Source organism: Sorangium sp. So ce296 (assembly GCF_051529605.1).
Lineage (GTDB): Bacteria > Myxococcota_A > Polyangia > Polyangiales > Polyangiaceae > Sorangium > Sorangium cellulosum_D.
The window spans coordinates 11445496-11466970 of the sequence record NZ_CP150325.1 but is presented as its reverse complement, the minus strand read 5'-3'; the positions used below and the strand labels follow the sequence as shown (position 1 = coordinate 11466970).

Annotated in this window: 13 protein-coding genes; 5 read left to right on the top strand and 8 right to left on the bottom strand. The window is 74.3% G+C overall.

The window, feature by feature from the left end; translation table 11 throughout:
• Window positions 1–25: 25 nt before the first annotated feature.
• Window positions 26–718, bottom strand: coding sequence for a hypothetical protein (locus WME98_RS42325; RefSeq protein WP_437562573.1), 693 nt, complete (start codon window positions 716–718; stop codon window positions 26–28).
• A 470-nt stretch (window positions 719–1188) separates the two neighbouring features.
• Here WME98_RS42325 and WME98_RS42320 point away from each other — a divergent pair, with 470 nt between their 5' ends.
• The gene (locus WME98_RS42320; protein ID WP_437947320.1) at window positions 1189–3192 is read left to right on the top strand and encodes a PAS domain S-box protein; all 2004 of its coding nucleotides are present in this window, start codon (window positions 1189–1191) and stop codon (window positions 3190–3192) included.
• Between the two features lie 24 nt (window positions 3193–3216).
• Here the strand turns inward: WME98_RS42320 and WME98_RS42315 are convergent, their stop codons facing one another.
• The 3 genes from WME98_RS42315 to WME98_RS42305 form a co-directional block, all read right to left on the bottom strand.
• On the bottom strand, window positions 3217–6780 hold the full coding sequence (locus WME98_RS42315; protein WP_437947319.1) for a protein kinase domain-containing protein: 3564 nt from the start codon (window positions 6778–6780) through the stop codon (window positions 3217–3219).
• Window positions 6781–6978: 198 nt separating this feature from the next.
• Window positions 6979–7830, bottom strand: coding sequence for a fibro-slime domain-containing protein (locus WME98_RS42310; protein ID WP_437947318.1), 852 nt, complete (start codon window positions 7828–7830; stop codon window positions 6979–6981).
• A 234-nt stretch (window positions 7831–8064) separates the two neighbouring features.
• Window positions 8065–8925: a hypothetical protein gene (locus WME98_RS42305; RefSeq protein ID WP_437947317.1), complete on the bottom strand. Its 861-nt coding sequence runs from the start codon at window positions 8923–8925 to the stop codon at window positions 8065–8067.
• Between WME98_RS42305 and WME98_RS42300 the strand changes: the two genes are divergently transcribed.
• Window positions 8908–9627, top strand: a complete 720-nt coding sequence (locus WME98_RS42300) for a hypothetical protein (RefSeq protein ID WP_437947316.1) — start codon at window positions 8908–8910, stop codon at window positions 9625–9627. The two genes, WME98_RS42305 and WME98_RS42300, sit on opposite strands and share 18 nt — an antisense overlap.
• Window positions 9628–9649: 22 nt before the next feature.
• Here the strand turns inward: WME98_RS42300 and WME98_RS42295 are convergent, their stop codons facing one another.
• The 3 genes from WME98_RS42295 to WME98_RS42285 are packed head-to-tail and all read right to left on the bottom strand — an operon-like array spanning window position 9650 to window position 14620.
• Window positions 9650–11572 carry a L,D-transpeptidase gene (locus WME98_RS42295; protein ID WP_437947315.1) on the bottom strand — a complete coding sequence of 641 codons (1923 nt, stop codon included), beginning with the start codon at window positions 11570–11572 and terminating at the stop codon, window positions 9650–9652.
• Window positions 11573–11630: 58 nt separating this feature from the next.
• Window positions 11631–12995 carry a DUF1552 domain-containing protein gene (locus WME98_RS42290; protein ID WP_437947314.1) on the bottom strand — a complete coding sequence of 455 codons (1365 nt, stop codon included), beginning with the start codon at window positions 12993–12995 and terminating at the stop codon, window positions 11631–11633.
• The gene (locus WME98_RS42285) at window positions 12992–14620 is read right to left on the bottom strand and encodes a DUF1592 domain-containing protein (protein WP_437947313.1); all 1629 of its coding nucleotides are present in this window, start codon (window positions 14618–14620) and stop codon (window positions 12992–12994) included. Before WME98_RS42285 ends, WME98_RS42290 begins: the two co-directional genes overlap by 4 nt.
• 361 nt (window positions 14621–14981) lie before the next feature.
• Between WME98_RS42285 and WME98_RS42280 the strand changes: the two genes are divergently transcribed.
• The 3 genes from WME98_RS42280 (at window position 14982) to WME98_RS42270 (ending at window position 19551) form a co-directional block, all read left to right on the top strand.
• On the top strand, window positions 14982–16397 hold the full coding sequence (locus WME98_RS42280) for a hypothetical protein (RefSeq protein WP_437947312.1): 1416 nt from the start codon (window positions 14982–14984) through the stop codon (window positions 16395–16397).
• Window positions 16398–16411: 14 nt separating this feature from the next.
• A complete protein-coding gene (locus WME98_RS42275; RefSeq protein WP_437947311.1) occupies window positions 16412–16999 on the top strand; it encodes a hypothetical protein in 588 nt (195 codons plus the stop codon).
• Between the two features lie 107 nt (window positions 17000–17106).
• A complete protein-coding gene (locus WME98_RS42270; RefSeq protein ID WP_437947310.1) occupies window positions 17107–19551 on the top strand; it encodes a hypothetical protein in 2445 nt (814 codons plus the stop codon).
• A 355-nt stretch (window positions 19552–19906) separates the two neighbouring features.
• On the opposite strand, the gene WME98_RS42265 is transcribed toward WME98_RS42270, so the two are convergent.
• On the bottom strand, window positions 19907–21469 hold the full coding sequence (locus WME98_RS42265; protein ID WP_437947309.1) for a tetratricopeptide repeat protein: 1563 nt from the start codon (window positions 21467–21469) through the stop codon (window positions 19907–19909).
• Window positions 21470–21475: the final 6 nt, after the last annotated feature.

The following is a 21475-nucleotide window of genomic DNA, read 5'->3' as shown; positions in this document are numbered from 1 at the left end:
CCCGGCGCGTGCCCCCGCCGTGTGACTAGAGCGGCAGCCAGAAGTCGGGGCCGAAGAGGCGGCGCGCGGCCTCGATCGTGCGCAGGGCGCGCGGGAGGTCGAGCTTTGCCTGGTGCTCGGCCAGCTGCACGACGTACGGGATCCAGAGCGGCCGGCAGACGACGAGCGCCGCGAAGTGGAACTCCGCCTCGTCGGTCTGGCCGCGATCCACCGCCACCCGCGCGAGGATCGTGTGCACCGGGACCGGCGACCCGAGCGGCGCGATCGCCGTCGCGCAGCGACGCACGCTCTCCGCCGCCTCCTCGCTGGGATGCCGGCGGAACTCCTGGAACGCCTCCTCGAGCTCGTGCTCGTCGCTCACCTGCTCCGGCAAGTGCTCCGCGACGAGCCGCTTCCAGTGCTCGACGAACGGCAGATCCGCGAGCGCGCTCGACCTGTCGGCGTGGGCGAGGAGCAGATCGGCCTCCTTCCAGTCGCCCGCCTCGCGCGCAAACTCGAGCCCGGACACGACCCGGGCCTCCTCGTGCAGCCCAGGCTCCTTCGTCATGAGCCAGCGCTGCCAGTAGAGCGCGCCGCGGAACGCCACGCGCGCGAGCGGCTCCTTGCCCTCGGCGCGCTTCTCCAGCGCCGCATCCATGAGCGCGCTCTTGTGCCGCTGCACGTCGTCGACCACGAGGCTCGCCGGCCAGGCGCAGAGCCCGCACGCCTCGGAGATCATCGCGCCCACCTCGCGCCGCACGAGAACCACCCGCCAGCGGACCGCGCTGAAGGAAACCTCCCCGACACAGAGCAACGCTACCACGACGCGCGCGGCACGCGAGAGGTCGTCGCCGGCAAGTGGCAGGTAGACAACAAGCGTGTGGGCAGCGCAGCCGCGCGCAGCCGCGCACAGCCGCGCGCAGCCGCCAGATGCGACGGTCACCCCGCGCCGAACCGGGCGAGCTGCGCCGAGGCAAGCGCGCCGCGCCGGCGGCGCGGGCGACGTTCGGGGCAGCACGGCCGCGGGGCTTCGCCCGCGGAGCGAGCGGGCTCATGATCCTCGATCTCCACCGAGGCTTCCTGCACAATGGGCCGTTGGCGGCAGCGACGGAGGGGGGGCGCAGGCGGCCGCTCGAGGTGCTGATTGGCGATCGAGCTCGAGAGGACAACCCGGCACGAGGGCGCTCTCAGCGCCAGGCGGCGCCGACGATGAGCCATCGTGATCTTTACCGCGCCGCGTTCGAGGCGGCCGAGGACGCGCTCCTCCTCCTCGAGGACGGGCGCGTGATCGACGCCAACCCGAGCGCGGTGCGCCTGCTCGCCGGGCCCGAGGAGGGCCTGCTCGGCCGCGAGCTCGCCGGGCTCTCGCCGCTCCTGCAGCCCGACGGACAGGCCTCCGCGGAGGGCCTGAAGCAGCGCATCGATGCGGCGAGCCGCGGCGAGCCGCAGCGGTTTCGATGGCTCTACCGGCGGCCGAACGGGGGCTTCATCCAGGCCGACACGCAGCTCGCGAAGCTCGCGCTGGCCGACGGCTCGGGGCCGATCCTGCGCGCGGTGGTGCGCGAGGAGGACAAGGAGCAACGCCGCCTCTACGCGCTCGCCGTCGACATGCTCGGCGTCGCGACGCTCGACGGGCGCTTCAAGGAGCTCAGCCCCTCGTGGGAGCGGACGCTCGGGTTCAGCCGCCAGGAGCTGATGGCCCGGCCGTACGTCGAGTTCATCCACCCCGAAGACAAGGCGCGCACCCTCTCGGAGACCGACACGTTCTCCACCGGCGCGCAGACGCTCACCTACGAGAACCGCTTCCGCTGCAAGGACGGCTCGTACCGGTGGCTCGAGTGGAACGCGATGCTCGCGCTCGACGAGGGGCTCGTCTACTTCGTCGTCCGCGACGTCACGCGGCGCAAGACCGCCGAGATGGCGCTCCGCGAGTCCGAAGACAAGCTGCGGGCGCTCTACGAGGGCATCCCGCACGTCCTCATCGTCGCCGACAAGGACGCGCGGATCGTCTCCGTCAATCGGACCCTTCCGGGGCTCGATCCGGAGAGCGTCCTCGGCCGGACCATCTACGACTTCACGTCGCCGGAGTACCACGCGACCCTGACGCTGGCGCTCGACACCGTGCTCAAGTCCGGCGGCCAGGCGCACTACGAGGTGATCGGCCTCGGGGCGAACGGCGAGCGAGCGTGGTACGCGAACCACGCCAGCCCGATCCGGGGCGCCCAGGAGGTCACGAACGTGCTCATCGTGACCGAGGACATCACCGAGCGCCGGCGCGCCGAGGAGCAGCGCCGCGAGAGCGAGGCGCGGTTCCACGCCGCCGTCGAGGCCAGCATGGACGCGTTCCTCACGATGACGTCCCACCGCGACGGGGGCGAGGAGGTCGCCGACTTCGTGATCACGGGCCTCAACGCGCGCGCCGCGGCGATGCTGTCGATGCAGCGCGAAGCGCTCCTCGGCCGGCGCCTCTCGGAGCTCGAGCACTCGGCCGAGGCCGGCGTCCTGCTCGACAAGTGCCTGCGCGTCATCCGGAAGGGGGCGCCGCTCGAGGAGGAGATCCTCCTGCCCGCGCCCCCCGCCCAGCCGTCGCGCCCGCGCGCCTGGGTGCACCACCAGATCGTGCCGATCCGGGACGGCGTGGCCGTGACGATGCGGGACACCACCGACCGCAAGCGGCTCGAAGACCAGCTGCGCCAGTCGATCGAGCGCCTCGAGGCGTACGCCGAGGAGCTGGAAGGCAAGAACCTGATGCTCGCCGAGGAGAACGCCGAGCGCGAGCGGACCGCGAGCGTCCTGCGCCAGCAGCAGGAGGCGATCCGCGCGCTGTCGACGCCGATCATCCAGGCGTGGGAGGGCGTCCTCGTCCTGCCGATCATCGGCGCGCTCGACAGCGGTCGGGCCACGCAGATCATGGAGAAGCTGCTCGGGGAGATCGTCCGCACGCAGGCCCACTTCGCCGTGCTCGACCTGACCGGCGTGGAGGACGTGGACGGGCCGACGGTCGACCACCTGCTCCAGGTGGCCCGGGCCGCGAGCCTGCTCGGCAGCCGCTGCCTCGTCTCGGGCATCTCCCCCGGCGTCGCGCAGGCGATCGTCGAGCTCGGCAGCGACGCGCGGACCTTCGAGACGTTCGGGGAGCTGGAGGACGCCCTGCGCCACGCGCTGCGCGTGTCCGGCGCGCGCCCGCCGAGGCCGCGGCGCACGGCGCGCTAGCTCCGCGCGGCGCTGGCGGCGCGCCTAGGCTTCCTCGGCCGCGAGCTCGTCGCAGAGCTCGCGGGCCCGCGCCGCGTGGCTCGCCGCCGCGGCGCCCTCGCCGATCGCCGCGGCGTGCGCCGCGGCGCGGTCGTACGCCGCCGCGGCGGCCCGCAGATCGCCGCCCCGATCGTAGTGGTGCGCGAGCAGCGCCGCGCCGTCGTCGCCCGGCGCGCGGTGCTCGAGCCAGTCCGCGACGAGCAGGTGGATCCGCCGCCGGACCTTGAGGCTCAGCATCTCGTACGCGACCTCGCACGTCGCCTGCTCCGTGAACACGTACTCGCGCTCGCCGGGGAACGACGCGGGGGAGCGGAGCCGGATCAGCTGGCGATCGCACAGGCGCGCGAGCAGCTCGGCGGTGGACGCGCCGGCGCCGTGCCGCACCGAGAACGGCGGATCGAGATCCTGGAGCTCGGCCAGGATGCGCTCGCTCGACATGGGCGAGCGCGCCTGCGGGGCGTCGTTCCTGAGCCGCTCGACCGCGCCCTCCCAGAAGGTCCGGCCGACGACGGCCGCCTGGACGAGGACCCCGCGCGCGTCGGCGTCGAGCCGATCGAGGCGCGCCTGGACGGCGCCGTGCACCGAGGGCGGCAGGCTCAGCGCGCCGAGCGCGCCCTCGTGGACGCGCCACGCGCCGTCCTGCGCCTCGATCGCGCCGGCGTCCACGAGGAGCTGGAGCATCTCCTCCACGGTGCGCGGGTTGCCCTCGGCGCGCTCGGCGAGCGCGCGCACGAGCTCCGGGTCGAGCTCGGGCGCGCCGCGGAGCCGATCCCGGATCATCTCCTCCGCGTGCCGCCGCGCGAGCGGGAGCGCGTCGACGCGGACGTAGGCCTCCTTCGCGATGCCCCAGTCCGGGCGGCGCTCGTAGAGCTCGGGGCGCGCGGCGCACACCACGCTGAGCGGCAGCCCCTCGGCGTGCGCCACGAGCTCCTCGATGAGGTCGAGCGTGGCGTCGTCGGCCCACTGGAGGTCGTCGCACACGATCAGGATCGGCGTCCGCTCGAGCGCGAAGGTGACGAGCTGCGCGAGCGCGGCGGCGATCCGGCGCTTCGCCAGCACGCTGCCGCGCGCCGCGGCCTCGAGCAGCCCCGCGGGCGCCGGCCGCGCGCCAAGGATGGCCGCCAGCCGGGCGAGGATGTCCTCGACGTCGCTCGAGCCGCTCGACGTCGCCAGCGACGGGGACGGATCGAGCTCGTCGTCGTCCTCGTACCGCACCGCGCCGGCCGCCCTGCGCGCGTTCACGGTCGAGCTGACCGGCCCGCGCAGGGGGACCGCCGACGCGCGCGTCACGATGGGCGACGCGCCCCCGAGCGCGGCCCTCGTCCCCGCGCCGGCGGCCTCCCGCTCGGCGCGGGCGCGGGCGCGCGCGGCGCGCAGGCGGAGCCAGCGCAGGCCGAGGCGCAGCTTGCGCAGGATGACCTGGGCCGGGTCGGCCTCGTGGATCCCGAACCAGCGGCGGAGCAGCGCGCCGGCGAGCCCGTAGCTCGTCTCGCGCGCGAGCGCCGAGCACTGCGCCGAGAGGACGAACGGCGCGTCGGGCGGCGCGGGCGCGGCGCCGCGCCCGGACGAGGGCGCGCCGGACGCCGGCCCGCCGCCGAGGCCCGCGGCGAGCTCGGCGAGCACGCGCGTCCGGCCCACGCCGGGCGCGCCGACCAGCGTGACGAGGCGCGGCCGCCGCTCGTGGAAGGCGGTCTCGACGAGATCGCGCAGGCGCTGCATCTCCGCGCCGCGCCCGACGAGGCGCGTCGCGAGCCCGTGGAAATCGTCCGGCGCGAGCCCGCGGCTCGGCGGGGCCTCGCCGAGCACGCGGTAGATCGGCAGCGCCGCGCCGCGCGCCGCGGGCTCCGCCGGCGCCGCGCGCGCCGCGCTCGCCTCGACGGGCTCGACGCGGAAGCGCCCGAGGACGAGGCGGTGGGTGTCGCGGCCGATCACGATCGCGCCGCGCGGCGCGAGCTGCTGCAGGCGCGCGGCGCCGTCCACCGCGTCGCCGATCACGGCGAGATCCTGGCGCGCCGAGCTCCCGGCGCCGACGAACACCCGCCCCGTCGAGATCCCGATCCGCACCGAGAGGCGGACCGTCCGCGCCGCGCGCGGCAGCGAGAGGCGCGGGATCGCGGCCTGCGCGGCGAGCGCCGCGACGATGGCGCGCTCCGCGTCGCAGTCGGTCGCGCGGGGCACGCCGAAGACGGCCATGACGCGCCCGCCGATGGGCCGCTCGACGATCCCATGCATCTGCTCGACGTGCTCCGCGAGCGCCTGGTAGCAGCGATCGACGACGTCCTTGACGTCCTCGGGGTCGAGCCTGGACGAGAGCGCGGTCGCCTCCGAGAGATCGGCGAACAGGACGGTGCAGATCCGGTGCTCGCCGCCCTCGAACGGGACGACGGCGCGGCCCCTCGGCGCGCTCCGCTCGGGGCCCACGCTCCCGCGGCCCCCGCTGCTCTCCGGGGGCCGCCGCTGCGGCCGCGACGGCGGCGGCAGCGACGGCGGCGGGACCGAGAGCGCGGGCGGCGGCGGCAGCGGCGGCAGGTGGAGGGCGGCGAAGTCGAGCAGCCCGTCGTCGTCGACGGGGTCGGCGGCGTCGGCGCCGAACGCGGGCGCGCGCAGGGTGTCGCGCGCCACCACGACGACGCTGGAGCGCTGGGCGGCCTCGAGGGCGGACCACATCTCGCCGAGGTTGCGGAACCGCTGCGAGGGGTGGATCGCGAGCGCGCGGCCGAGGACCGCCTCGACGTCGGGGCTCGCGCTCACGCCGCGCGCGCGGAAGCTCGGCCGGATCGACTCGTCGCTCGAGGCGACGAAGAGCTGGATGACGTCGCCGCCGGAGAGGGCGGGCTGGCCGCTGGCGACCTCGATGAGGATGAGGGCCATCGCGTAGACGTCGGTCCAGGGCCCGGTGGCGCCGAACCGCGGGCTGAACTGCTCCGGCGCGCCGTACTGCGGCGTGAAGGCGCGGAACGTCCGCCCCGTCTGGACGAGCGCCTCGGCGAACGTCGGCGTCTCGGAGAAGACCTTGGCGAGGCCGAAGTCGAGGACCTTCATGCGGTCGCCGAGCAGGAACAGGTTGGCCGGCTTGACGTCGCGGTGGGACACATTCTCGTCGTGGGCGACGGCGAGCGCGGAGGCGACCGGCGCGAGGAGCTTGATCGCGTCGGTGAGGCTCCTCGGCGGCGCGTTCTCGGCGCGGCGGCGCCGGAGGTCCTGCTCCAGCGTCTCGCCCTCCAGCCACTCCATGACGATGTACGGCGTCCAGGGGCCGTTCGGCGCGGCCGCAGCGCCGATGTCGAGCGCCTGGACGATGCCCATGGTGCGGCGCGAGAGCTGGTGGAGCAGGCGCGCCTCTTCGCGGAACTTGGCGAGGAAGGCGTCCTGCTGATCAGGGCCCAGGCCCGTCGGGATCTTGAGGCATTTGACGGCGACCGGCGCGTCGAAGCCGAGGTGCCGGGCCCGGTAGACGACGCCGAACGCTCCCTCGCCCGCCAGCGCCTCGACAGCGAACTGACCGTCGATGATCGACCCCACCCAGCCGAACGGGTCGCTGGCCTGCATCGTTGCCTAGGCTACCTGCTGCGGCGAACCACGAGCAAGGTGGCAACAGCGGCCGCTCCAGGGGGGAACCGGGGGGCGGTCGGCGCGAGCCGCTGGGCGGGATACGGCGCGGGCGGGGCGGTGAGCCGAGGAACGCGGACGGTGGGAAATGAAGGGCGCTGTGGGCTGAGGTCGCGCCGGGTCAGTGGACGACCGAGCTCAGTTGATGACCGGGGTAAAGCAACCGATGGACGTGTCGATGCGGAAGTTCGACTCGGTCGTGCGGCGCTCGGCGAAGAAGAAGTCGAGCGCGTACGTGTTGCCCGGCGTGATGCCGAGGTCCTGCGCGCGCGCGTCGAGGTCGATCGTCGCGCTCTCCGGCTTGTGAATACCGCCCAGATCGATCGCGAGACGGCCGTTGATGAAGGTGAAGAGATCGTCGTCGCCCGAGAAGGTGAACACCTCGCCACCCTTGTATTCGAACGTGGTGTGGAGCTCGAGCGTGAAGTGATAGTTGTGGCGCCGGTCCTCGTTGCCAAACCCCATGTCGTCGATCGGGAAGAAGTCGGCATCGTCGTACGTGGACGTGCCGTTCCCGTTGTCCACGAGCGAGATGGATATCTGGATGGCGGTGTTCACGTCGGGCACGTCGCGGAACCACTGATCGAAGGCCTCCTTGCCGGTCGTGGTCAACGTGCCCTGGCTGCCGCCCGCATAGACCGGCTTGCCGTCCGCGCCGAGCTGAGCCTCCACGATGCCCCGGTCCTCCCCGGGCCGGGCCTCGAAATCCGGGTGCGTATCCTTGAAGTCGCGCACGATCGCGATGAGCTCGCTGCCGCAGGCGTCGCCGCCCGCGCTCGGGTCACCGCCCGAGCTCGCGCTACCCCCGATGTCGCCGAAGGGGTCCTGCCCGATGTCGCCGCCGCTCGCCGTCCCGTCGCCGCCGCTCGCCGTCCCGTCGCCGCCCGAGGCAGCGTCACCAGCGTCGCCGATCCCCCCTCCACACGCGGTCGCCGCCACGAGGGCCACGCACGCCGATACTGCCACCACCATCCGCCGATAAGCCATCATGTCTTGCCCCTTTTCCCAGCCGCCGGAAGCCATCGAATCCGCATGGAACGACGTCGGAGACACCGCGTCGCCAGCTTCCGCCCCTGTGCGCGGGGGTGGGTGGAACGGGTCAAATTTTTATTCAACAAAATGACCGGCGTTCCCGGCCGCAAAAATACAGCTGCCTCGTCGATCCCTGGTGAGCTGCTCGTCGGAGGCTCCTGCGCTGGATCGCCGAGCGCCCTCGGCGCCTGCTCATCGCGCAGGAACGCCGAAGAAGTAGTACCCCTTGCCCCACAGCGGGAAGTCGTAGGTGCCGTACTCCCACGCGAACGCGTCCCCGAGCGGGGCGACCATCTCGCGCAGCTCGGCCTCGGTGTAGACGCGGAGCGTGCTCACCAGGCCGTCCCACACGCTGGCCGCGGCGGCGATCGGTGTCGCCCACGTGAGCCACGCCTTCGCGGCCCGGGAGCGGCGCGCGAGCAGCGGGTTCGCGGCGAGCGCGGCGACGCCGACCGGGACCATCGGCAAGAAACCGAGCGGGTTCCGCTCGAAGCCCTCGGACAGGAAGATGCCGGACGACCCGCGCACCGCGTCCGCCAGGATCGCCCGCGCGAGCTCGGGAGAGAAGTGGTGGAACGCGTTGATCATCAGCCGCGCGCGGCCCTCGGCGAGCGCCCGCGGGATGCGCGTCGCGTCCACCGGCGAGGGATCGAAGGCGACGTACGACGGGTGCCGCGCGGCCGCCGCCGCCCACGCCTCCGGCTGCGGCAGGAGGTCGGTGAGCACGAAGCGCGGCGGCGCCGCGCCCGCGCTGAGGAGCTCGTCGATGAGCACCTCCGACGGCCCGGCCGCGCCCGCGCCGAGCTCGATGACCTCGGTCGCGCCCGAGGCGGCGAGGAAGCGCCGGAACGGCGCGATCAGGCCGCGCAGCATGCCGCCCCATCGGATCGTCCGGCTCAGCGACTCGATGATGAGCTCGCGCAGCGGACCGGGAGACCACGACGAATCGTTCCACTCGAAGAGCGACAGACGAGGCAGGGCGCGCGGCATCGGTTCACCGTCGACCGACGGGGGCCGCGGCGCCATCCTGAACGCATGAACTTCCTGCTTCATCGCCACCTCGCCGCGCGCGACCTCGGCTCGGTCGCCGCCGGTGCCGGCGCGATGCTCCCCGACCTCTGGCGCATGGCCGACCGGCGCGTGAAGCCCGCCCGCGCGCCCGAGCGCCCCGCCGCCCCGCCGCCCCGCCTCGCCGAGGTGCTGGCCGGCATCGATCACCACGTCGCCGTCGACCGCTGGTTCCACGCCGCCCCCGTCTTCGTGGAGGGGGAGCGCCGCCTCGCCGGGGCGCTGCGCGGCGCCGCGCTCGGCGCGCCGCGGCTCGCGCTGTTCGCCCACGTGCTCTGGGAGATGTGCCTCGACGGCGCGCTCGTGCGCCGGATCGGCCTCGCCCCTCTCCTCGACGACCTGCGCGCCGGCCTCGCCGCCATCGACGGCCCCCCGACCGCGGCCGCCGCCTCGATCCACCATTTCGAGCGGCGCGCCCCCTCCGCCGCTGCCCTCGCCGATCGCCCCGCCTTCGAGGCGCGTCTTTGCCGCATCTGCGACGAGCTCGCCCGCGGCCCCTGGGTCGCCGGCTACCAGGACGGCGCCGGCCTAGCGTTCATGCTCTCGCGCGTGCGCTCTCGCTTCGGCATGCCCCCGTTCACGCCGGAGCAGCACGCCCACCTCGCCACGCTGCTCGACGGCCTCGCCGGCGCTGCCGACGACGCGCTCGACGACCTCCTCCGCACGGCTCCCCCCTGCCCCCACTGAAGTCCCCCTCTCCCCTCCTCTCTCACTCATGCACGATGATCGTCGTCCCCTCGCCCAGCTCCTCGCCGGTGTTGATGGCGTGCCAGCCGGGGGGCACCGGGGGGTCGGTCCACAGGAACACCCGGTGGGCGTCGATGGGCGCCAGGTTGATGCAGCCGTGGCTGCGCGGCGTGCCGAAGACGTCGTGCCAGTACGCGGCGTGGAGCGCGTAGCCGCTCGCGAAGTACTGGATGTACGGCACGTCCTTGAGGGCGTACGTCCCCTCGCCGCGGCGCCGCGTGACGCCGTACTCCCCGTCGCCCTTCCGGGGCACCGCCTTCTGGCCCGCCTCGGGCTTCTCCGCCGCGCTCGCGCCCGGCTTCTTCTTCGCGCGCTCCTTCGACGAGCCGCCCTTGTCCGGCTTCGCGCCCCGCGAGGCCGAGGGCGCCTCCGCGGTCGTGTCCGGGCGGCCGCCGACGCTCGACGACTCGTTCGAGTCCATCGTCGCCGTGATGTGCTTGTTGCGGATGCGGAAGACGCCGCGCACCGTGGCGGTCGTGGTCTTGGGATCGGCCACCCCCGCCTGACCGGTCGAGACCAGCGTGGCATAGACAGGGCGCTTGCCCTCCCAGAGGACGAGCGTCTGGTGCGTGATCGAGACCTCGATCCACTTCTCGCCCTTCTCGGCGACCGCCGGCCACGCGGAAGGGGCGACCGCGAGCCCCACGTCGAGCTGGCTCACGTACCGCTGGTCCTTCGTCCGGTAGTACTTCACCCCCTCGAGCCGGCGCATCCTGCCGGTCAACGGGAGGACCTCGCGGAACGGGAGCTCCTTGCCCGGCGTCGCCTTGTCCCCCTCGATCTCGACGTCGCGCGCGCTCCGCGCCCGGACGAACGCGAGCGGCAGCGTGAGCTCGTCGTTCAGCTCGACGCCGTGCCACGGCGAGCCCGTGTCCGGCTTGATCTTCGTCGCGGGCGCGAGCCGGAGATCCGTCGTGATCGCGAACCGCCGGTTCAGCGACTCCGGCCCGGTCGGGAACGAGCCGATCAGCGACAGGCCGGTGAAGCGGCGCGCGCGATCGGCGAAGACCGCGTAGTCCGGGACCTTGAAGTCGCTGATGTTGCGGATGCGGCGCTTGCCGCCCTCCAGCCAGAACGGGATCGGGTCGTTCTCCCCCTCCCCGCCGAGCAGGGCGCCCTCGCCGAGCTCGAGCGAGTTCTTCCCGAGGCCGAGCTCGCCGATCCGCTTGCCCGGCAGCGGCACGCCCCGCGCGTCGATCGGCACGTCGTTCGCGCCGAGGTCCACCCGCTGCACGGTCGCCTTGTTCTCCTCGAACCACGCGAGGTGCTCGTCGAGCTTGAACTCCGACTTCCGCTGCTCCTCGGCGGTGGGCACGCGCAGGTAGAGCGGCAGCACGGCGCGGACGAAGGCATACCGGTACGGGAGCGCGCTCCTCAGGTTCGGCCCGGGACCGGCGGCCTTGAGGATGGGGTCGTCGAGATCGAGCGTCGCGTCCTCGCCGACGCAGAGGAAGCCGCGCGGCTCGATCGCGTACCACCCGCCCGGACAGCCGGCCGTGCCGGCGGGCTCCGCGGCGCGCGGCACCCTCGATCCGACGCGCAGGTAGCCGAGCTTCTTCGAGGTGTCGCGCGGCTCTTTGTAAACGGTCGCGACGAACGCGGTGACCCCGAGCAGCGGCTTGTCGCTCGGCGGCCACGCGGCCGCCGGCGCCGGCTCGGCAGCGGGCGCCGCCTCCGCAGCGGGCGCCGCCGCCGCGCCCGCGTCGCCGGCCAGGGCCCCGGCGTCCGCCGGCGCGTCCGCGGGCTTCTTGCACCCGCCCGCGCCGCACGCGGCCGCCGAGAGCGCCGCGAGGCGCGCGAGACGAAGGACCAGGCACGCCGCGCGCGTCGAGCGAGTCGACCGCGGCGCGCAGCGAGGCTTCCCTGAAGACAGCAGGCCGCCCATGCGGGCGTACTTGCCAAAAACGGCGCGCGACGAAAAGCCCAAAACACCCGCCCGGCGCTCAGGCCAGGAGGCCCGACAGCGGGCCCGTGCAGTACGCGGGGTTGCCGAACGTGGACACGTCCACGCCCATCGCGTTGCACAGCGTCACGAGCAGGTCGTTGTGGGCGTCGCCGCCGTAGCGCACGTACCTCCCGGTCCGGAGCGCCCCGCCGGCGCCGCCCGCGATCACGTACGGCATGTTGTGCCGCGAGTGGGTCTGCCCCTCCGAGATGTCGGTGCACCAGAGGATGAGCGTGTTGTCGAGCAGCGTGCCCGTGCCCTCCTTCACCGCGTCGAGCTTCCCGAGCAGGTACGCGAGCTGCTCCGCGTGCCAGCGCCCGATGTCGATGAGCTGCTGCTGCTTGCCCTCGTCGGTCACGTTCGAGTGCGAGAGCGAGTGGTGCGTGTCCGACTGGCCGAGCCAGGTGAACACCTTCCCGGCCTGCGTCGAGCTCCACTGGATCGACGCGACCCGCGTCAGATCGCAGGCGAGCGCCATCGCGAGCAGATCCATCTGCAGCTTCCCGATCGCCGGGTAGTTGTCGTTCGCGTAGACGTCGAGCGGATCGCCGAGCTCCGGCAGCGCGCACGCGCCGCCGAGGAGCCCCGGCGCGTCGAGGCGCTTCTCGATCTCGCCCACCGCGTCGAGGTGCTGCTCCAGCTTCTGCCCGTCCTCGCCCCCCAGCGTCCTCGCGAGCGCGCCGTAGTCCTCCATGACGCTGCCGAGCACCCGGCGGCGCAGGGCGCGCCGCCGCTCGAGGTCCGCCGGGTCGGCGCTGAGGTCGAGGAAGAGCCGGTCGAAGGCCGCGCGCGGATCGTCCTCGGGCGGGACCGGCTGGCCCGGGCCGAGGTACGAGACGCGCGACGAGACGTTGGCGTACTGGACCTGCACGCCGAGCTCGAGCGACGAGAGCTTCGTGCTCTCCCCGAGCTTCGCGGCGAGGAACTGGTCGACCGAGATGCCGCCGCCCCAGCCGACGCGCGCCGCGGGGTTGCAGGCGTACGGAAAGAGCGTCCCCTCCTGGAGCTCCGTGCCGGTGAGGGCCTGGCCGATGCCCTGCTGGTGGGGATCGCCCGGCCCCTGGTAGGCCGAGTCCATGTTGATGCCGTCGACGACGAGCAGCTTTTCCCGGAAGGGCGAGAGCGGGGCGAGGATCTCGCCGAGCTCGAACGACGCCCCGGTCCCGGTCGGCTCCCACGCGCTCTTGACGGTGCCGAGGCCCGTGAAGAAGACGACGAAGCGCTTCGGGAAATCGACGGCGCTCGCCGAGCCGCCCATCGCGTCGAGGAACGGCAGCGCGAGGGCGAGCCCGCCCGCGCCGCGCAGGAAGGTGCGGCGATCCAGGCGTCTCCTCGGCGCGCGGCGCGGCGCGGCGCGGCTCACGGCGCACCCCCGTCGCCGGGCAGCGCGCGGCGGTAGCGGAACGCGTCCGTCTGGGTCAGCGCCACGAGCAGCGCCTTGATGTTGTAACCGCTCTCGGCGAACGCCGCCTGGATCTGGGTCATGCTGCACTCGTCCTCCGCCTGCTCGGCGCGGCCGTAGCCGAAGCGGAACCACTGCGTCGCGACGCACTGGCGCACCTCGCCGCTCTCCGCGAGGCGGTGCGCGAGCTCCACCGCCCCGTCGAACGGCCCGTCCGCGCCGCCGGTCCCCCCGATCTCGCCGCTCGCGTCGATCGGGACGCCCTGGTCGGTCTCGCGGTAGAGGCCGATCCCGTCGTAGCGCTCGAACCCGAAGCCGATCGGATCCATGAGCTTGTGGCAGCCGGAGCAGCTCGGGTCCGCGGCGTGCTGCTCGAACCGCCGGCGGGTCGGGATCCCCTCCCGCACGTCGGGCGGCTGGATGTCCACGTCGGGCGGCGGCGGCGGCAAGATCTGGCAGAGCAGCCGCTCGCGGACGAACTTGCCGCGGTGAACGGGCGAGGACTGGTTGGGCTTCGCGAGCACCGAGAGCAGGCTCGCGTGGGTGAGGAAGCCGGCGCGCTGCGACGGATCGAGCGGCACGATCGCGAGCTCGTCCGGCGCCCCGGCGGGGCCCGCCGGGAGCCCGTAGAACGCGCGGAGCTCGGCGTTCATCAGCGAGTACGGCGCCGTCAGCAGCGTCGCCACGTCGCCGGCGGCGTCGTCGAACACGACGTGCTCGAGGAACGCCTCGGTCTCCGCCCGGAGGAGCGCCGGGAGCCCGGCGTGGAAGCTCGGGTACACCGCGGGGTCCTTGGTGAGGGTGTCGATGTTCGACAGCTGCAGCCATTGCGCGTGGAAGTTCGCGACCGCGGCGCGGGCGCGCGGATCGTCGAGCAGGCGGCGGGCGTGCGCGGCGATCTGCTCGGCGGTGCGGAGCTCGCCCGCGTCCGCCGCGGCGAACAGCGCGTCGTCGGGCATCGAGCCCCAGAGCAGGTACGACAGCCGCGAGGCGATCTCGTGATCGGAGAGCGGCACCACGCCGTCCCCGACCGGATCCGGCATGCCGAGCTCGACGCGGTAGAGGAAGTGCGGCGACTGGAGCATCGCCTGGATCACGAGCTCGACGCCGGTCGAGAAGCCGTGCTCGCCGTTCCCCCAGGCGAAGAGCCGCGCGAACCGCTCGCCCTCCGCCGGCGTGAGCGGCCGCCGGAACGCGCGCTTGCCGAAGCGCGCGATGAGCTCGTCGGCGCACGCCTCGGGCCCCTGCACCGCCGGATCGCACCCCTCGAGGAGCCCCTCGACGTTTCGCGCCGCCCGGGCCGCGATCGCCTCGGACGCCTTCATGAGCTGCTCGGCGAGCAGCGGCGTGACGCCGAGCGCCGCCGCCTGGTTGTTGAACCCGAGCGCCTCCTCCTCGACCACGAAGGCGTCGGCCGGCGCGCTGTCGTCGCCGAGGAGATCCCGGATCGTGTTGTTGTACTCGAAGCGCGTCATCCGCCGCAGCGGCGAGGCGCCCGGCCGGATCTCCGCGCAGCGCGTCGGCTCGCCGTCCGCCCCGGCGCCGGACCCGCCCGAGCAGGCGGCGGCCGCCGTCAGGGCGATCATCGCGGCCCCCAGCGAGGCGCGAGGGCCGCGCCGCGCGCGGGAGTGCCGTCCTCTTGACCGATCCATGTGCCCTCTGCCTGGGACGAGCTGGTCTGCGATGCGTTGCGTCGTGTCGCCGCGCCGCGCCGCGCCGCACATCGCTCGACAGCTTTTCTACTTGATCGAAGGCAGTCAAGGAAGGCGGGCGCGCGGCGCGGCAACCCTTTCGAGTCCGGTCATAGCGGAGTCTCTTAACGACACTGCGTGTCGTGAGAAAGATCCCTCCATCTCTTCGCAAGATGCTGGATTCCGTCCTGACATCGCTTGTAGGCTCGCGCGCGTGCAAGCTTCAGTCGACGCCGCTGCCACCACGAAAAGGCCCGTGCCCAAGCTCACTAGGTTCACCACGCTGTCCCTGTCTTTGAGCCTCTGTGGGAGGATCCTCCTCGGGCTCTCCGCCGCGACCGCTGCCACGTTCGCGGTCTCGCCGGTCGTGCTCGCCGCCCCCAAGGCGTCGAAGTCGATCGCGGTCCACGTCGAGGGGCCCAACGCGGATGCGATCCGCGAGGACATCCTCTCGATCGTGCCCAAGACGCTGGAGGTCGTCGAGCCTGCCGCGTTCTCGAAGGCGCTGAAGGGCGCCGGCCAGACCAAGCCCGTCGGGGACGCGGTGGTGATGAAGGCCCTGCGGAAGAAGGCCCTCGACCGCATTCGCAAGGCCGGCAAGACCGTGAAGGCGGAGGGGGTGATCTACGGCGTCTCGCGGACGAACAAGAAGAAGAAGAAAGAGGTCTACCTCGTTTACGTCGACGAGAACGCGGGCGACCTCGCGGTGGACGGCGCGGTGCCGCTGGGCGGCTCGGACGACGACCGCCAGAAGGCGCTGGAAGATCTGCTCGGCCCGACGCTGGCGCAGATCGCGCCGCCGCCCGCCGACGAGAAGAAGGACGGCGGCGGCGACGGCGACGGCGAGGGAGAGGGCGGCGACGGAGGGGACGGCGGCGGCGGCGACGGCGACGGCGACGGCGACGGCGAGGAGAAGGCCGAGGGCGACAAGGACGACGGGGGCCCGGCGCGCAAGCGCAACGACGTCCGCTCGGCGCTCTTCTCGGTCGAGCTCGGCGTCGAGTTCGTGGGCCGCTGGTTCGACTACTCCGATGCGCTCTCGCAGAACCTCCGGCCCTACAGTGTCTTCGGTCAGCCGGCGCTGTCGGTCTCCGGAGAGCTGTACCCGCTCGCGGGGACGAACATCGCGGTGCTCAAGGGCCTCGGGATCACCGCCGGGTACGCGCGGGCGCTCGGCCTCAACTCGGCGGTGGGCGACGGCGACCCGCTCAGCACGACCTACCAGCGCATCAACCTCGGGCTGCGGGAGCGGCTGACGCTCGGCGAGTCGACGGTGCTCGGGATCTCCGCCGGGGTCCGGTTCGTGACCTTCGAGATCGACGCGCCGGAGGCCCTCGCCGCGACCGTTCCGAACGTCGACTACACGATCTTCCGCGCCGGCCTCGACGCGCGCATCCCGGCCGGCCCGGTCGCGCTGGCGCTGGGCGCCGACTACCTGATGCCCCTCTCGTCCGGCCCGGTCTACGATCGGTTCACCGGCGCCAGCGTGCAGGGCATCGGCGCGACGGCCGGCGTGCTCGTCCCCGTCGCGAAGGGGATCGAGGCGCGGCTGCTCGTCGAATACGCCCGGTTCTTCTCGTCGTTCCAGCCGGAGCTCACCGACGACTACGCCGCCGGCGGGGCAACGGACCAGTACCTGGGAATTCGGCTCGCCGGGGCCTACATCTACTGAGAGTGAGGTAGCACGTGACGACCATCGCTTCCCTTTCCAGGCGCGCCGCGCTCGCCGCTGCCGCGCTGCTGAGCGGCGCCGCGCTGCTCAGCAGCTGCGCGGGGACCCTCGACGAGGACTTCAAGGACGAGTACGCCGCCGGCGGCGACGAAGGCGCCGGCGCTGGCGACGGCCAGGGCGCCACGACGGCCGCCGGCGGCGGCGGCGCACCCAGCGCGACGACCGGCGGTGACGCGGTGACCACCGGCGACGCGGCGGCGACCACCGGCGGCGACGCGGCGACCACCGGCGGCGGCCCCCCGACGTGCGCCGAGGCACCGACGCTGATCGCGAACTCGTGCGGCATCGGAGGCTGCCACGACGCAGGCACGAAGCTCTCGGGCATCGTCCTGGCGGCGGGGTTCGAGACGATGTACAGGGACCAGCCGTCCCAGTCGTGCGGCGGCTCGGTGCTCGTGCCGGGCCAGCCGGACATGAGCTCGCTCTACACGAAGCTCATGGACGACCCGCCGTGCGGCCTACGGATGCCGTTCAACATGAATCCGTTCAACGAAGAGCAGAAGGCGTGCGTGCGCGACTGGATCACGGCGCTCCCGCCGTGAGGGACTGAGGGAGCGGAACGCCGCGGGCGGCGGCGGGGGCGGCGCGTCGTTCCACCGACGAGCCCGCCTCGTTGGCGCCCCCGCGGCCAGACGCTACGCTCGCCGCGATGCTGCGCCGGCGCTCGTTCTGGATCGCCGCGGCCGCTGTCGCCTACACGGCCTTCGCCGCGCTCCGGGCGTCCGGCGGCCACGGGCCCGCGTGGCTCGCCCTGCTCGGGCTGCCGGCGCTGCTCGCGCTCGGCCTGCGGTGGGTCGAGCGGCCGCCGCGCGGGGAGGACCGGATCGAGCCGGCCGCCCGCAGCGCCGCCGCCGTGTGCCTCACCGGCGCCGCGATGCTCGCCGCCGCGCGGAGCGGCCCCACCGGGCTCGCGCTGATCGCGCTCGGCAACCTCGGCGCGGCGGCGGCGTCGATGGCCGCCCTGGTCGGGCTCGCGCGCATCGCGGGCCTCGGCGGGCTGCTCGAGCCCCCGCCCAGCACGCGGCGCCTCGACGCCGCGGCGTTCGCCTCGCTCTTCTGGACCGTCGCTGTCGCCCTGCCCGCCGTGTCCGCGGCGGCGCCCGAGCGCGCGGCGGATCTCGATCCGCTGCTCGTGCACTACGCCACCTCCGCGGCGTCGCTCGGCTCGCTCACGGTGATGCTCGTGGCGATCGCGCGCGTCCGCATCGCGCGGCGGCTCGAGCTCGGCGTCGCCGACCGGGTCGAGGCCGCGCTCCTGCTCTCGGCGACCGCGCTCGCGGTCGGCCTCGCGGCGGCGTTCGTCGGCGTCGCGGCGCCCGAGTCGATCCTGCCCGTCACGAGCGCGGTCGCGGCGGTCTGCGTCGCGTTCTGCACCGTGGCCGCCGACGCCGCGCAGGTCTCGCGCGCGCTCCGCCGCACGCTGGCGCTCGCGGCGCTCGCGACCCCGCCGGCGCTCCTCGCGGTGTACGCGGTGCACGAGGCGCCGCGCGGCGATCTCGGGCTCCGCGGCGCGCCGGCGTCGTCGGTGGGCGTCGCCGTGTTCGGCGCGTGCGCGCTCTGCGCGCTCGCCGGGCTCGCCGCGCCGGCCCTCTCGCGCCGGTTCGCGCCGGAGGGGGCGCGCTGGCTCGGCGCGTTCGACGCCGCGACGCGCGCGGCCATGAACCCCGAGCCGGAGGCGGCGCTGGAGGCGGCGCTCTCCGCGCTGCGCGACGCGTCCGACGCCGGCACGGCCGGGCAGGCGCCGCCGGCGCTGTACCTGCTCTCGCCGCCCGAGCGGGTGACCGTCGATCGCGCGGGCTACGCGCACACCGCGCCGGCGGAGGTGCCGGCGCGCCTCATCGAGCTCGCGCAGCTCGAGCCGGAGCGCGTCCTGCGCGTCGAGGCCGCCGAGGCGGTCGAGGTCCGGCGGCCGGAGGTGCGGCCGCTGCTCGCGTGGCTCGCCGAGCGCGACATCGGCGTGGTGGCGCTGGTGAACGACGCGGAGGGGCCGATCGGGGCGCTCGCGATCCCGCGGGGCCGGCGCGCGTCGCCGATGACGCTGGAGGAGGTGTGCGGCCTGCGCGCGGTCGCCGACCGGCTCGGCGCGGTGATCGCGGTGTCGGCGATGCTGTCGGGGTCGCGGGGCCGGGAGGTCGCCGCCCGCCGCGAGGCCGAGGAGCGCGCGCGGGAGGTGAGCCGGCTCGAGCGCGCCGTGGCGCAGGGCGCGGGCCGGTTCCGCGCGATCGCGGCGCTGCTCTCGCGGCCGGCGCGGGCCGCGGCCTACAGCCCCGCCGCGCGCGCGGCGATCGAGCAGCTGGAGCGGCTCGGCGAGGCGGGCGGCCCGGTCACGCTGCTGACCGCGCCCGGGATCGACGCGGTCGCGTGGGGCGCGGTCGTGCACCTGTCGTCCGCGCGTGCGGGCGGCCCGCTGGCGATCGTCGACGGCGCGGCGCCGGTGCCCGAGGGGTTCGCGCAGGCGTTCGCGCAGGCGCGGGGCGCCTCCGCGGGGCCCGCGGGCGGCGCCGGGCCCTCGGGGGCCGAGGGCGCGCCGCCCGCGCTGACGCTGTGGCGCGATCCGGACAGCTCGCCGATCGAGGCGGCGAAGGGGGGCACGCTGCTCATCCTCGACGCCCAGGCGTTGCCGGCCGAGGTGCAGAGCTACCTCGGCGCGGCGCTGCCGGACGACGTGCGGCTCGTCGTGGCGGTGCCTCAGACGGTCGACGCGCTGGTGGCGACCGGCCAGATGAGCGAGCGGCTCGGCGATCGTCTCGGCGATCGTGCGGTCGCGCTGCCGTCGCTGTCGTCGCGCGGCGAGGACCTCCGGGCGCTCGCGCTGGATCACCTCGCGCGCATCGGCGTCCGGCTGCGGGGCCGGCCGTTCGGGCTGGATCTGCGCGCGCTGCAGGCCGTGCTCGATCATCCGTGGCCCGGCAACGACGCCGAGATGGGCGCGGTCCTCCTCCGCGCGGCGCTCATGGCGAAGGGCGACGTGATCGGCGAGCGGGAGCTCGCGGCGATCGGGTTCGCGCCGCAGCCGGAGCCCTCCAGCCAGGGCGGCGCCGCCCGGAGCGAGCCGCGGCGCGCCCGGCGGCGGCGCGCGGAGAAGGCGGGGTAGTACCGCGGGGGGGAGAGCCCGCCAGGGATCTGCCTCGCGAACGGAGAGAGAGTTCAACGCAAAGGCGCCAAGGGCGCAAAGACGCAAAAATGCAGTGAATTTTTGTTTTTTGCGCCTTCGCGCCTTTGTGCCTTTGCGTTGAAATCTCTCTCTGGATTCCTGGTGGGTGGAGCTCGCCGAGCGGCCGGCGTGCAGCTCACGGTGGGGGGACCGCCGCCGGCACGCAATCCGCCGTGGGGGGACCGCCGCCGGCACGCAATCCGCCGTGGGGGGACCGCCGCCGACGTGCAGCGCCGCGTGGGGGGACGCGCGCCGACGTGCAGCGCCGCGTGGGGGGACGCGCGCCGAGGGGTCGCTACGCCTCCGGGCGGATCCGCCGCGCGGCCCTGGGCGGCACGCCGGGACGCAGCGCCGCGGGACGCAGCATGTCCTTCTGGATGAAGTGCTCGAACATGTGCCGGCAGCTGGGGCAGGGGCTGACGGGATCGCCGGCGTCGAAGTACCTGGACGCCTCGGCCTGGATCGCGATCCCCCCGTCGGGGAGCTCGCGCAGCGCCTGCCGGACCCCCGCCTCGCCCGCGCCCCCGAGCGGGAGCCTTCGCTCGCGCTCCCACTCCATCAGGTAGTCGCTGAGCGCCGCGGGCGCCGCGCACCGGGGCGCGGTGATCGGGAGCGCGGCCGGCGCGCCCTTCGAGAGCGCCTCGATCCAGTCGCGGTACCACGCGGTGAAGCTGTCGTGGGTCGGGAGCAGGCCGGAGCCCGCCGCGCGGAGATCGGCCCAGACGGTGCCGGCGCGAGGGCCGCGCACCACGAGCACGGAGAAGTAGCCGCAGCCCATGTGCGCGAGGGCGATCGTGCCGCGGACCGTCGCGTCGGCCTGGTACGCGGCGCGCTCGGGCGCGCTCATCACCCGCGGCTGAGGCCGGTAGGGCCGCGTGTGGGGGAAGTCGCCCGTGAGGCTCTCGAGCTGCCCCGGGCCGTCGAGCGGAAGGAGCCCGTAGTAGGGCCCCGCGCCGGCGCTGCCGACCCGGGTGACGAACGCCGCGTAGTCGGCGGGGATGCGGGTGCCCGCGGACGCCTCGATGCGGCGGAGCTCCTCCGGCGCGAGCGGCGGGAGAATGCGGTAACCGTGCTCGCGGGCGCCGAAGCGGTTGAGCCACGGGTCGTGATCGCGGTGGAGGTGGTCGAGCGCCTCGACGACGCCGGCGATGAAGCCCTCGACGACGGCGACGGGCGCGGGGTGGTGGAGCCCTTCGGCGCGCAGGCGCTCGAGCGCCCGCGCGGCGCCCGCGCTCTCCGGGTGCGCCTTCTCGTACGCCGCGAGCTTGTCGTACCAGGAGGCGTCTCCATCGCGCACGGCGCGGTGACAGGCGTAGGCCGGGAAGGCCACGGGGTGCGCCGGCTGCGCGTCGAGGACGGCCTCGAGGTGGCGCAGGCCCTCGGCGGTGCGTCCGGCTTCGCAGAGCATGGCGCCGAGGTCGCAGCGGGCCGAGACGTCCTCGGGATCGAGGCGGGCGGCGGCCTCGAACGCGGCCTGGGCCGCGTCGATGTCGCCTCGCTCCCGGAGGGCGTACGCGAGGCTCACGGCGGTGGCGAACGTGGGGTCGAGCTCGAACGCGCGGCGGGCGAGCTGCGCGGCCTCGTCCAGCCGGCCGAGCTTGCGGAAGATCATGCCGGCGACCCACGCGACCTGCGGGTGGTCCGGGTGGCTTGCGCGGAGCGCGTCGAGGGCGGGCAGGGTCTTTTCGAGGGCGCCGCGGGCCTTCGCGTCGAGGCGCTCGTCGGGGTGGCGGGCGAGCAGCTTCACCAGGCGGTAGACGGCGTCGCCGACATCCATGCGCGCGACGCTCTTCGGGGTGAGCTCCGGGGCGCCCTGTCGCGGCGTGGGTCTCTGCTTGCGCCGCCCGGTCTTCGTCACGGCGAG